Below are 12,367 nucleotides of genomic sequence, written 5' to 3'. Positions count from 1 at the left end.
GGGAAGGCTGACGAACCCGTCTCCCCCTGCTCCAACGGCGCGAGCCGGGCTGAGGTTCCCGGCGGCGGTCGCCGCGCCCCGGCCCGGCCCCCCGGCTAACCGCCGTAGACATGCGGCGCGAGGGTACCGACAAAGGGAATGTTGCGGTACTTCTCCGCGTAATCCAGTCCGTATCCGACGACGAACTCATTGGGAATGTCGAAGCCGATCCATTTGACGTCGATCGAGACCTTTGCGGCATCCGGCTTACGGAGCAGGGTGCAGACCTCCAGCGAGGCCGGCTCCCGCGAACCGAGGTTGGAGAGCAGCCACGAGAGGGTCAGCCCCGAGTCGATGATGTCCTCGACGATGAGGACGTGCTTGCCCTTGATGTCCGTGTCCAGGTCCTTGAGGATCCGGACCACGCCCGAGGACTGGGTGCCCGCCCCGTACGAGGAGACGGCCATCCAGTCCATCGTCACCGGGGTGGACAGGGCGCGCGCCAGGTCCGCCATGACCATCACGGCGCCCTTGAGGACACCGACGAGAAGCAGATCCTTGCCTGCGTATTCCGCGTCGATCTTCGCGGCCAGTTCGGCCAGCTTCGCGTCGATCTCTTCCTTGGTGATGAGCACCGACTGGAGGTCGTTGCCCATGTCCTTGTCGTCCACCCGCATCACTTTCGTTGTCGGCCAGCGGTCCGGGGCCGGACGGGACTGCTCGAACACGTCCTGGCGGCCCGGGAGACACAGCCGTAGTGCATCAGCGCTTCAGCCCTGCCGGATGACCAGTCTGCCACCCTGCCTCCTGGCCTCCACGCGGCCGGGCAGATTGATGGCTCCCTGGCCGCGCCAGCCCGTGATCAGGCGGTCGACCTCTTCGATGTGACGGGCGAACAGCGAACCGGCGGGGGCGCCCGCGTCGATGACCGCCCGGCGCAGCACCCGGCGGCGGACGGCGGGCGGCAGCGCGTACAGCCGGGCGCAGGCGAGTTGCCCCGTGTCGTCCCGTACGGCCGCCTCCGCGTCGGCGGCCCAGGCGTCGAGGGCGTCGGCGTCGTCGCGGGAGAGCTGTGCGGTACGGGCCAGGGCCTCGACCACGCCCTTGCCGAGAGCCTTCTCCAGGGCCGGCAGCCCTTCGTGGCGCAGCCGTGAGCGGGTGTAGGCGGGGTCGGTGTTGTGGGGGTCGTCCCAGACGGGGATGGACTGGACCAGGCACGCCTTGCGTGCGGTCTGCCGGTCGAGCTGGAGGAAGGGGCGCCGGTAGCGTCCGGCCGCCCCCGAGACGGCCGCCATACCGGACAGGGAGCGGGTGCCGGATCCTCTGGCGAGGCCGAGGAGGACCGTCTCGGCCTGGTCGTCGCGGGTGTGGCCGAGGAGGACGGCGGCGGCGCGGTGGCGTTCGGCGGCGGCGTCGAGGGCGGCGTAGCGCGCGTCCCTGGCGGCGGCCTCGGGCCCGCCGTCGCGCCCCACGGTGACGGCGACGGATTCGACGGGGTCGAGGCGCATGGCGCCGAGCCGGGCGACGACTTCGGCGGCGCGGAGGTCGGAGCCCGCCTGGAGGCCGTGGTCGACGGTGACGGCGCCCGCCCGTACGGAGAGCTTGGGCGCCTCGAAGGCGAGGGCGGACGCGAGCGCCATGGAGTCGGCGCCGCCGGAGCAGGCGACGAGGACGAGCGGGGGCCCGTCGGCGCCGTGGGGGGAGGTGGCGGAGGCGTGCGGGGTGGGGGAGAGGAGTTCGGCGTGGTCGGTGAGGACCTCGTGGAGTACGCGGCGGACCGCCAGGCGTATCGCCGCGACCGCAGGATGGGGACCCATATCCGGTGCCCTTCGTGATGTTATTTGGGGGGTGCCTCGGTCGGAGAACGGACGGAGAGCGTCACTCAGAGTGCGTCGATGGTGACAGAACCGAGCCATTACCCGAGCATTGCACGCCTATCCCTCACCCACGGTCCCTCGGATGGGTGATACCTGAGGCGTCCTCCTGCCAGACGTCAGCATCGGTTCATGAATCCGCCTTGCGGTGCACCCGTGCGACCCAGTCCGCCGGTTTGGCGATCTCCGCCTTGGTGGGGAGGGTGTTCGGCGAGGTCCAGACGCGGTTGAAGCCGTCCATCCCGACCTCCTCGACCACGGCGCGTACGAACCGCTCGCCGTCGCGGTACTGGCGGAGCTTGGCGTCGAGGCCGAGCAGCTTGCGCAGCGCGAGGTCGAGACGGCTGGCGCCGCGGGCCCTGCGCTGCTGGAACTTCTCGCGGATCTCGCCGACGGAGGGCACGACCTGCGGTCCGACGCCGTCCATGACGAAGTCGGCGTGGCCCTCCAGGAGGGACATCACGGCGGTGAGGCGGCCCAGGATCTCGCGCTGCTCCGGGGTCTGCACCAGCTCGACGATGCTCCTGCCGTCCTCGTCCCGCTCGCCCTCGGGGCGTCCGCCCGCGAGGGACTGGGCGGCCTCGCGCAGCCGCTCGACGACGGTCATCGGGTCGACGTCGGTCTGGTCGAGGAACGACTGGATCTCGCCCTGGAGGTGGTCGCGCAGCCAGGGCACGCCGGTGAACTGGGTGCGGTGGGTCTCCTCGTGGAGGGCGACCCAGAGCCTGAAGTCGTGCGGGTCGACGTCCAGTTCCCGTTCGACGTGGACGATGTTGGGGGCGACGAGCAGCAGCCGGCCGCCGTCGGCGGCGGCCGGGAGATCGCGGGTGGCGGGGGCGAACGTCTCGTACTGGCCGAGGACCCGGGAGGACATGAAGGAGAGGAGCATCCCCACCTCGACGCCGGTGACCTTGCCGCCGACCGCGCCGATGACGGCTCCGCCGGCGCCGCCGGGACGGCGCTCCTGCATCTTCTCGAACAGCGGCTTCAGCAGCTCGCGGAAGCCGGCCACGTTGGCCTTGACCCAGCCCGCGCGGTCGACGACCAGGACCGGGGTGTCGGGTGGCTCGTGCCCCTCGGGGATCATCTTCGTGTAGCCGCGGACGTGGTCCTCCGCCGCCTTGGCGTGCCGCCGCAGCTCGGCGACGATCTCGCGCGCCTCGTCGCGGGTGACCTCGGGTCCCGGCCGCGCGAGGCGGGTCGCGGTCGCCACCGCGAGGTTCCAGTCGACCATCTCTGCACCACCGATGCTCGTCATGCGTCAACCGTACGTGCTCGGCCCGGAGTGCGGTCAGGTGTGCGGCGCCCGGATCTTCCCTTGGTTCGTCCCCTAGGGGGCGGCGGAACCCGTGGCCGGGCGCGGGGTGGCGGGGGGTGCGGGGGCCGCGGGCGGGACCAGGGCGGCGGAGAGCCGGTCCAGGGCCGTCCGGGCGGTGTCGGGGGCCTTCGTCGCGCCGGCCAGGAAGGCGAAGGCGAGGAGGCGGCCCTCGCCGTCGACGACGGTGCCGGCCAGGGTGTCCACGCCGGTGAGCGTGCCGGTCTTGGCCCGGATGAGCCCGGCGGCGGGCGCGGCGTCCCCGTACCGGCTCCTGAGGGTGCCGGTGAAGCCGGCGACGGGCAGACCGGTGAGGACGGGGCGCAGCTCCGGGCGGTCCGGGTCGGCGGCGCGGGTGAGCAGGGCGGTGAGCAGCGCGGCGCTCGCCCTGTCCTTGCGGTCGAGTCCGCTGCCGTCGGCGAACCGTGCCCCCTTGAGGGGCACGCGCAACGTGGCGAGCTGCGCCGTGACGGCCCGGCCCGCGCCCGCGAAGCTCGCCGGTTCGCCCGCGGCGACGGCGGTCTGCCGGGCGAGGGATTCCGCGATGTCGTTGTCGCTCTCGGTCAGCGCGCGTTCGACCAGGTCGGAGAGGGGCGCCGAGTAGGTGCGCGCGAGCGGTTCCGCGCCCTTGGCGGGTTTGCCGGTGGCGGGGGGCCGGGCGGTGCGTACGCCGCGTTCGCGCAGCAGATGGGCGAAGGTACGGGCGGCGTCGCCGGCCGGGTTGCCGCTGCGCGCGGCGGGGCCGGTGGTGGACGTGTCGAGGCGTCCTTGTCCCGCCATCAGGGAGACGACGGGGGCGATGTTGTCGTTGGGGCCGATGGGGTGTTCCCGGGGGCCCGAGTAGAGGGAGGTGTCGTAGCGCAGTTCGACCTTGGTGATGCCGGTGTCGCGCAGCGCGCGGGCGGTGTCGCCGGCCAGGTCGGCCAGCCGCTTCCGGTCGAGGGTGGCGTCCCCGCCGCCGACCAGGGTGAGCGTGCGCTGGTCGGGGGTGGCCATGACGGTGGTGGGGATGCGGTGGCCGGGGCCGAGCGCGGAGAGCGCGGCGACCATGGTCGCGATCTTGACGGTGGAGGCGGGGGTCATCGGGGTGGCGGCGCCCTTGCCGTACAGGACCTCGCCGGTGGCCGTGTCGACGACGGACGCCGTACGGGAGGGGCCGAGCGCCTCCGCGTCGAGCAGCGGGCCGAGTCTGCGGGCGAGTTCGGCGGGTGACGTCCCGCCGGGAGCGACCCCGGTACGGGGGGTGCCCGGGGCGGTGAGCGCGCTGAGCACTCCGGCGGCGCTGGGGGCGGGCGCGGGCGTGCGCGGCGCGGAAGGTCCGTGATGTGCGCCACCCGAGCGGTTCTGTGCGACCGCCCACTCCCGCTCGGCCTTACGCTGACCGGAGTCCCAGGGTCCCGCCGCGACCACCGCCACGGCGGCGAGGGCGAGGCCGAGCGCGGCGGAACCCGCCGTGACCTGCCACGCTTTCGGCTCAACCACGGCTGACCAGCCCCTTTCGCGATCACACTGCTGCGTGGGGGACACTTAACCACTGCGCCTCGCCCCGAGCATGGCAACCCCGGCCGGTAACGGCCTGTCAGGCCGGGGGGCATGGAGCGGCGACCGCAGCATCACCCGGACATTGTGTTGATCATGGAGGAGCCACCCGTGGAGTTCGACGTCACCATCGAGATCCCTAAGGGTTCGCGGAACAAGTACGAGGTGGACCACGAGACCGGTCGGATCCGCCTTGACCGTCGTCTCTTCACCTCGACCAGCTACCCGGCGGACTACGGATTCGTCGAGAACACCCTGGGCGAGGACGGCGACCCGCTGGACGCGCTGGTCATCCTGGACGAGCCGACCTTCCCCGGGTGTCTCATCAAGTGCCGCGCCATCGGCATGTTCCGGATGACGGACGAGGCCGGCGGCGACGACAAGCTGCTCTGCGTCCCGGCCTCCGACCCCCGGGTGGAGCATCTGCGCGACATCCACCACGTCTCGGAGTTCGACCGCCTGGAGATCCAGCACTTCTTCGAGGTCTACAAGGACCTGGAGCCCGGCAAGTCCGTCGAGGGCGCTGACTGGGTCGGCCGCGCCGAGGCCGAGGCCGAGATCGAGGCCTCGTACAAGCGCCTGGAGGCGCAGGGCGGCGCGCACTGACGCGCGGCTCCACCGTGTGACCGGCGGACGGCCGCCGGGCGGACGACGGGCGGCGTACCCCTCGTGGGTGCGCCGCCCGTCCGCGTGTGCCCGCCCCTCCCCCGTGCACATACTGACGGAAAGCGGACGCGACCTGCCGTACCGCCGGGGACTGTCCGCGCCGGGGACAGGTGCGACGGCGACGAGCGGGTACGACGACGAGCGGGTAACGGGACAGCAGCGGGACGACACCGAGTGGCACGACAGGGAGTGAGGACGCAGACCGTGGTGGCCGAGCCGGACGGGTCCGAGGACCGAAAGCCTCCGTCGGACGAGGCACACAGCGCCTTCACCCCACCGCTCGGGGTGGAACAGCCTCCGCTCCCCGAGGACGACCATCCGACGTCGGAGTTCGCGCTCCCCGACGGGACCAGCACGGAGCCGCCGCCGGAGCCCGAGGGGTCGGCCTTCGACCTGCCGGACGGGACGCGGGTGTTGCAGGGGGCGGGTGCCGGGACGGGGTCTTCCGCGTTCACTCCGGCGCACGGTGTGCCGCGGTTCGCGCTGAGCAAGGAGGCGCCCTGGCAGGACCGGATGCGGACGCTGCTGCGGATGCCGGTCGGGGACCGCCCCGTACCGGAGATAGTGCAGCGCCACGACGACCAGGGGCCCGCAGTCCCGCGCGTGCTGGACCTGACGCTGCGCATCGGCGAGTTGCTGCTCGCGGGCGGTGAGGGCGCCGAGGACGTCGAGGCGGCGATGTTCGCGGTGAGCCGGGCGTACGGGCTCGACCGCTGCGAGCCGACCGTCACCTTCACGCTGCTGTCGATCTCCCATCAGCCGTCGCTGGTGGACGACCCGGTGACGGCCAGCAGGACGGTACGGCGGCGGGGCACCGACTACACGCGGCTGTCGGCCGTCTACACGCTCATCGACGACATCACCACCGAGGACACGGACACCACGCTGGAGGAGGCGTACCGGCGGCTCGCGGAGATCCGCCGAAACCGTCACCCCTACCCCGGCTGGGCGCTGACCGCGGCGAGCGGGCTGCTGGCCGGTTCCGCCTCGGTGCTGGTCGGCGGCAGCGTGCTGGTCTTCGTGGTCGCGGCGCTCGGCGCGATGCTGGGCGACCGGCTCGCGTGGCTCTGCGCGGGGCGCGGGCTGCCGGAGTTCTACCAGTTCGTGATGGCGGCGATGCCGCCCGCCGCGCTGGGGGTGGCGCTGACGCTGCTGGGGCCGCATCTGTCCTGGGAGGGCCGCCCCTCCGCGGTGATCACCGGTGGGCTCTTCGCGCTGCTGCCGGGGCGGGCGCTGGTGGCCGGGGTGCAGGACGGCCTGACGGGCTACTACATCACCGCCGCGGCGCGGCTGCTGGAGGTCATGTACTTCTTCATCGCGATCGTCGTCGGCGTGCTGATCGTGCTCTATCTGGGCGTCCAGCTCCACGCCCAGCTCAACCCGGAGGCGGCGCTGCACGCGGACGTACGGCCGGTGGCGCAGACCCTGGCGGCGGTGACGCTGAGTCTGGCCTTCGCGATCCTGCTCCAGCAGGAACGTTCCACCGTGCTGATGGTGTCGCTCAACGGCGGTATCGCCTGGGTCGTCTACGCGGCGATGCACGACATCGGCCGGATCTCCCCGGTGGCCTCCACGGCGGTCGCGGCGGGGGTGGTGGGCCTGTTCGGACAGCTCTTCTCGCGCTACCAGTTCGCCTCCGCGCTGCCGTACGTCACGGCGGCGATCGGTCCGCTGCTGCCGGGTTCCGCGACGTACTTCGGGCTGCTGGGCTTCGCCCAGAACGAGCTGGACCGCGGGCTCGCCTCTCTCTCCCAGGCCGTGGCGCTGGCGCTGGCGATCGCGGTGGGGGTGAACCTGGGAGGGGAGATCTCCCGGCTGTTCCTCCGGGTGCCCGGCTCGGGGCGGGCGTCGAGCCGCCGCGCGGCCAAGCGGACGCGCGGGTTCTAGGGTCCTTCGTCCGGGTACGCGGCTCGGGAGTCCGGCACATGGCTCGGCCCCGCACCGTGCGGGTGCGGGGCCGGGTCGGGGGCCGTGGGGCGGGAAGGTCAGTGCCTGCCGTGCCGGCCATGCCGGCCGTGCGGGTCGTCGGGGCCCTCGGGCGCGTCGTCGGAGGCGCCGGGGCCCCGGTGCGGGTGCGGCGCCTGGTACGGGCCGGGGGCCTGGTAGGCGCCGGGCTCGGCCTGGTACGGGCCGGGGGCCTGACCGTAACCGCCCTGCTGTCCCTGCGGTGCCTGCTGCCACTGCTGACCCTGCTGGTACGGGTCGGGGTGCTGGTTCGGGTTCTGGGCGCCCTGGTACCCGCCCTGGCCCTGGTATCCGCCCTCGCCCTGGCCCTGGTACCCGCCCTGCTGCTGCTCCTGGTATCCGCCGGGCGCCTGGTACGGGTTGGGGTGCTGCTGCGCGGCGGGGGCCTGGTACGGACCGGGGGCCTGGCCGTAGCCGCCCTGGGCCTGGTGGCCGCCGGTCTCCTGGTACGCGCCGGCCTGCTGGTACGGACCGGGGGCCTGGCCGTAGCCACCCGGCGCCCGGTGCGCGCCGTCCTGGCCGGAGGCGCCCGTGATCTTCGGGAACCGCATCGTCTCCGCGCCGGGCGTGCCGGGGGCGGGCGCACCGGCGGCGACGGGGGCGCCGTACCCCTCCATGGCCTCGGCGCCGGGGCCGACCGGTCCGTCGTCGCCCGCAGGCTCCTGTCCGGCCGACTTCTTGGACTGCGAGCGCGCCCGCAGGATCTCGATCACGATCGGCAGGACCGAGATCACCACGATCAGGATGAGGATCATCTCGATGTGCTCGTGCACGAAGGCGATCTTGCCGAGGGCGGCGCCCAGCAGCGTGACCCCCGCGCCCCAGAGGATGCCGCCGATGATGTTGAAGGTGATGAACGAGCGGTAGTTCATCCGGCTCACACCGGCGATGATCGGCGTGAACGTACGGACGACGGGCACGAAGCGCGCGAGGACCAGCGACTTGGGGCCGTACTTCTCGAAGAAGTCGTGCGCCTTCTCCACGTTCTCCTGCTTGAAGAACTTGGAGTCCGGCCGCTTGAAGAGCGCGGGCCCGACCTTCCGGCCGAAGAGATATCCGACCTGGTCACCGGCGATCGCGGCGAGCACGATCAGCCCGCAGACGATCCAGAGCGGCGTCTTCAGGGTGCCGGCCGTGACCAGCAGACCCGTGGTGAAGAGCAGCGAGTCCCCCGGCAGGAAGAAGCCGATGAGAAGACCGGACTCGGCGAAAACGATGACCAGGACACCGATCAGCCCGAAGGTCCCGATCAGATAGTCCGGGTCCAGCCAGCTTGGTCCGAGCGCAAGGGTGGTCACGGTTTCCGGACTCCTGAGTCTTTGGTCGGTCGATCGTCGATTCGGCGTGGTCGGCCGCGCACAAGCTATCAACGGACCGGCGCTCCCCCAGGTTCCGCCCACCCTCCGGCACCTGCGCTCGGGATGCACACCGGGCAGAGGGGGACAAAGCTGTGCCTGACACGGCTCGCCCGGGGTCCGGGAGGAAGGCGGTACGCGCGATGGGCATCGAGGAGTACGGCGGCGGCCAGGGCCCGGGGACGGATGTCCTGGTCGTCACCACGAACGACGTACCCGGGTACCGGGTGGAGAGGGTGATCGGCGAGGTCTTCGGACTCACGGTCCGCTCCCGCCATCTCGGCAGCCAGATCGGCGCCGGGCTCAAGTCGATGATCGGCGGCGAGCTGAAGGGGCTGACGAAGACGCTCGTGGAGACCCGTAACCAGGCCATGGACCGGCTGGTCGAGCAGGCCCGCGCGCGAGGCGCCAACGCCGTCCTGATGATGCGGTTCGACGTGACGGAGGCGGCGGACGTCGGGACGGAGGTGTGCGCGTACGGCACAGCCGTCGTGATCAGTGAGATCGAGACGTAGGCGGCCGGCACATGGCCGACGGCGCCCCGGCACCCCCGAACCCGCCCGGACCGGACTCCGGCTCCGGTTCTGGCTCCGGCTCCGGTTCTGGCTCCGGTCCGGATTCCGTTTCGGGTCCCGGTTCCGGCTCGGACTCCGGCTCCGGCTCCGGTTCTGGCTCCGGTCCGAACTCCCGCCCCGCCCCGCCCGCGTCCCTCTCCGCCCGCGCCCTGCTCCCCCTGGTCGTGCCCTCCCTGGTGGTCGGGGTGGTCTCGGCGCTGGTGCTGCTCGGGGTGAGCGAGGCCGCGGACGCGCTCAAGAACGTGCTCTGGGGGACGCTCCCCGACGCCCTCGGCATCGGCCGGTACTCGGCGCTCTGGGTGATCGTGATGCTCACGGCGACCGGGCTGGCGGTGGGGATCGTCGTCCGGTGCGTGTACGGACACGCCGGCCCCGATCCGGCGACCACGGGGCTGGTGGACGCGCCGATGGCGCCCGGGGTCCTGCCCGGACTGCTGGTCGTCACGGGACTCGCGCTGGCCGGCGGGGTCAGCCTCGGCCCGGAGAACCCGATCACCGCCGCCAACATCGCCCTGGCGTACTGGCTCGGCCGCAAGGCGGCGCCGCGCGCCCCCGCCGCGCTCTGGGTCGCCCTCGGCGCGGCGGGGACCATCGGGGCGCTCTTCGGGACTCCGGTGGCCGCCGCGCTGATCCTCACGGAGACGCTGGCGGCGCGGCCGGGCCCCGGCTCGCTCTGGGACAAGCTGTTCGGCCCGCTGGTCGCGGCCGGCGCGGGCGGACTGACCACCGTACTGATCTCACGCCCGGTCTTCGACCTGGACCTGCCGCCGTACACGGCCACCCACTGGAGCGATCTGCTGGCCGGGCTGGTGATCGCCCCGCTGGCCGCCGCGCTCGGCATGGTGGCGGTCCGGGCCTTCCCCTACGTCCACGCGCTCTTCCGGCGGATCGGGCACCCCGTGCTCACGCTCACCGCCGGCGGGCTGGTGCTGGGGCTGCTGGGGGCGCTCGGCGGGCCGCTCACGCTCTTCAAGGGGCTGGACGAGGTGAAGACGCTGGCGGCCCACCCGGACGGCTGGTCGGCCGGTTCGTTCGCGCTGATGACGGTGGTGAAGCTGGCCGCCCTGCTCACCGCGGCCTCCTGCGGGTTCCGGGGCGGCCGGATCTTCCCCGCCGTCTTCGTGGGCGTCGCGCTCGGCCTGTGCGCGCACGCCCTCGTCCCGGCCGTCCAGCCGGCCGTGGGGGTGGTCTGCGGTGTGCTGGGGATCCTGCTCGCGGTCACCCGGCAGGGCTGGCTCAGCCTGTTCACCGCGGCGGTCATGGTCTCCGACGTCACCGTGCTGCCGCTGCTCTGCGTGGCCGTGCTCCCGGCCTGGCTGCTGGTCACCGGCCGTCCGCAGATGCAGCTCCACGAGGACGGCACGGCGCTGCGGTGACACCGGGCCGGCGGGGGGGGGGGGGCGGCGCGGCGGGGAGAGCGCCACAGCGCCGGCCCCGGGGCGGCGCGCCCCGCCCCCCCCCCCCCCCGCTCCACCTCCGCACCATCCACCGGGCGGTACGCGGCTTTCGTCCGTATTCTCGCGGAGGGGGGCGTACGCACGCACCCACCCGAGGAGATCCGCCGATGCCACTCCACCAAGGCACGGACAGGGCAGCCGACCTTCCCGAGGAGGACCGCGCGGAGCTGCGGCGGCTGTCGCTCAACCCCTTCTACGGGGAGGCCGATCCCATCGGCGAGATGACCTCGGCGCCACCCACCCAGCGGCTTCCCGACGGCCCGATCCCGCCGCACACCGCCTATCAGCTCGTCCACGACGAGCTGATGCTCGACGGCAACTCACGGCTCAATCTGGCCACCTTCGTCACCACCTGGATGGAACCGCAGGCCGGGGTGCTGATGGCGGAGTGCCGCGACAAGAACATGATCGACAAGGACGAGTACCCGCGCACCGCCGAGCTGGAGCGGCGGTGCGTCGCGATGCTCGCCGACCTGTGGAACGCCCCCGACCCCGCGACCACCGTCGGCTGCTCGACCACCGGGTCCAGCGAGGCGTGCATGCTCGCCGGGCTGGCGCTCAAGCGCCGCTGGGCCAAGCGGAACACGGCCCGCTATCCGGCGACCGCCCGGCCCAATCTGGTCATGGGCGTCAACGTCCAGATCTGCTGGGAGAAGTTCTGCGCCTTCTGGGAGGTGGAGGCGCGGCTGGTGCCCATGGAGGGCGACCGCTTCCACCTCGACCCGCGGGCCGCCGCCGACCTCTGCGACGAGGACACCATCGGGGTGGTGACCGTCCTGGGCTCCACCTTCGACGGCTCGTACGAACCGGTCGCCGAGCTGTGCGCGGTGCTGGACGCGCTCCAGGAACGGACGGGGCTCGACGTCCCCGTCCATGTCGACGGGGCGTCCGGTGCCATGATCGCGCCCTTCCTCGACCCGGACCTGGTCTGGGACTTCCGGCTGCCGCGCGTCTCCTCGATCAACACCTCGGGGCACAAGTACGGGCTGGTGTACCCGGGCGTCGGCTGGGCGCTGTGGCGCTCGCCCGCCGAACTCCCCGAGGAGCTGGTCTTCCGCGTCAACTACCTGGGCGGCGACATGCCCACCTTCGCGCTGAACTTCTCCCGCCCCGGCGCCCAGGTCGTCGCGCAGTACTACACCTTCCTGCGGCTCGGCAGGGAGGGCTACCGCGCCGTCCAGCAGACCTCGCGGGACATCGCCACGACCCTCGCGGGGCGTATCGAGCGGCTGGGCGACTTCCGGCTGCTCACCCGGGGGGACCAACTGCCCGTCTTCGCCTTCACCACCGCCCCCGGCGTGACGAACTTCGACGTCTTCGACGTGTCGCGGCGGCTGCGCGAACACGGCTGGCTGGTGCCTGCGTACACCTTCCCCGCGCACCGCGAGGACCTGTCCGTCCTGCGGGTGGTCTGCCGCAACGGCTTCTCGGCCGACCTGGCCGCGATGCTGGTGGCCGATCTGAAGCGGGTGCTGCCCGAACTGCGCGCGCAGGAGCGCCCGCTGGGCCGCGACAAGGCGTCCGCCACCGCCTTCCACCACTGACCGGGCCGGACGCGGGTGGTGGCCCGCCCCGCCGGGGCCGGCCGCGGGCCCGGGCGCCCGCGGGGCGGGGCCCCCCGCCGTACCCCCCCCGGGCGAAA

At 72.8% G+C, this 12,367-nt stretch carries 10 protein-coding genes; 5 read left to right on the top strand and 5 right to left on the bottom strand.

From position 1 onward, the window contains the following. Positions 1 to 95: 95 nt before the first annotated feature. The 4 genes from hpt to dacB all read right to left on the bottom strand — a co-directional run bounded on the left by hpt (position 96) and on the right by dacB (position 4,650). A complete protein-coding gene (gene hpt, locus ACFXPK_RS21655; RefSeq protein WP_385005826.1) occupies positions 96 to 656 on the bottom strand; it encodes a hypoxanthine phosphoribosyltransferase in 561 nt (186 codons plus the stop codon). Positions 657 to 749: 93 nt separating this feature from the next. Further along, the gene (tilS, locus tag ACFXPK_RS21650) at positions 750 to 1,796 is read right to left on the bottom strand and encodes a tRNA lysidine(34) synthetase TilS (protein ID WP_385005824.1); all 1,047 of its coding nucleotides are present in this window, start codon (positions 1,794 to 1,796) and stop codon (positions 750 to 752) included. A 187-nt stretch (positions 1,797 to 1,983) separates the two neighbouring features. Further along, positions 1,984 to 3,111 carry a zinc-dependent metalloprotease gene (locus ACFXPK_RS21645; RefSeq protein ID WP_385005822.1) on the bottom strand — a complete coding sequence of 376 codons (1,128 nt, stop codon included), beginning with the start codon at positions 3,109 to 3,111 and terminating at the stop codon, positions 1,984 to 1,986. Positions 3,112 to 3,183: 72 nt separating this feature from the next. Beyond that, positions 3,184 to 4,650: a D-alanyl-D-alanine carboxypeptidase/D-alanyl-D-alanine-endopeptidase gene (gene dacB / locus ACFXPK_RS21640; RefSeq protein WP_385077728.1), complete on the bottom strand. Its 1,467-nt coding sequence runs from the start codon at positions 4,648 to 4,650 to the stop codon at positions 3,184 to 3,186. Between the two features lie 168 nt (positions 4,651 to 4,818). On the opposite strand from dacB, the gene ACFXPK_RS21635 reads away from it, so the two are divergent. Together ACFXPK_RS21635 and ACFXPK_RS21630 are read left to right on the top strand one after the other, a co-directional pair. Beyond that, entirely contained in the window at positions 4,819 to 5,313 is a 495-nt protein-coding gene (locus ACFXPK_RS21635) for an inorganic diphosphatase (RefSeq protein WP_003968257.1), read from the top strand. Positions 5,314 to 5,577: 264 nt separating this feature from the next. After that, entirely contained in the window at positions 5,578 to 7,260 is a 1,683-nt protein-coding gene (locus ACFXPK_RS21630) for a threonine/serine exporter ThrE family protein (protein ID WP_385002404.1), read from the top strand. 98 nt (positions 7,261 to 7,358) lie between these two features. On the opposite strand, the gene ACFXPK_RS21625 is transcribed toward ACFXPK_RS21630, so the two are convergent. Beyond that, on the bottom strand, positions 7,359 to 8,636 hold the full coding sequence (locus ACFXPK_RS21625) for a DedA family protein (protein WP_385002407.1): 1,278 nt from the start codon (positions 8,634 to 8,636) through the stop codon (positions 7,359 to 7,361). A gap of 200 nt (positions 8,637 to 8,836) precedes the next feature. On the opposite strand from ACFXPK_RS21625, the gene ACFXPK_RS21620 reads away from it, so the two are divergent. From ACFXPK_RS21620 to ACFXPK_RS21610, 3 genes are all read left to right on the top strand, one after another. Beyond that, positions 8,837 to 9,208: a YbjQ family protein gene (locus ACFXPK_RS21620; RefSeq protein WP_385002410.1), complete on the top strand. Its 372-nt coding sequence runs from the start codon at positions 8,837 to 8,839 to the stop codon at positions 9,206 to 9,208. A 218-nt stretch (positions 9,209 to 9,426) separates the two neighbouring features. Then, entirely contained in the window at positions 9,427 to 10,644 is a 1,218-nt protein-coding gene (locus ACFXPK_RS21615) for an ion channel protein (RefSeq protein ID WP_385002449.1), read from the top strand. A 188-nt stretch (positions 10,645 to 10,832) separates the two neighbouring features. Beyond that, complete coding sequence (locus ACFXPK_RS21610) at positions 10,833 to 12,269, top strand: glutamate decarboxylase (RefSeq protein ID WP_385077725.1); 1,437 nt, start codon at positions 10,833 to 10,835, stop codon at positions 12,267 to 12,269. Positions 12,270 to 12,367: the final 98 nt, after the last annotated feature.

The sequence above is a fragment of the Streptomyces sp. NPDC059142 genome (genome assembly GCF_042755665.1).
Lineage (GTDB): Bacteria > Actinomycetota > Actinomycetes > Streptomycetales > Streptomycetaceae > Streptomyces.
This window is presented reverse-complemented; position numbering and strand designations above follow the sequence as displayed.

Coding starts and splice junctions, on each gene's coding strand:
- tilS (WP_385005824.1), bottom strand. CDS start 1,796: ATGGGTCCCCATCCTGCGGTCGCGGCGATACGCCTGGCGGTCCGCCGC.
- ACFXPK_RS21620 (WP_385002410.1), top strand. CDS start 8,837: ATGGGCATCGAGGAGTACGGCGGCGGCCAGGGCCCGGGGACGGATGTC.
- ACFXPK_RS21645 (WP_385005822.1), bottom strand. CDS start 3,111: ATGACGAGCATCGGTGGTGCAGAGATGGTCGACTGGAACCTCGCGGTG.
- hpt (WP_385005826.1), bottom strand. CDS start 656: ATGCGGGTGGACGACAAGGACATGGGCAACGACCTCCAGTCGGTGCTC.
- ACFXPK_RS21610 (WP_385077725.1), top strand. CDS start 10,833: ATGCCACTCCACCAAGGCACGGACAGGGCAGCCGACCTTCCCGAGGAG.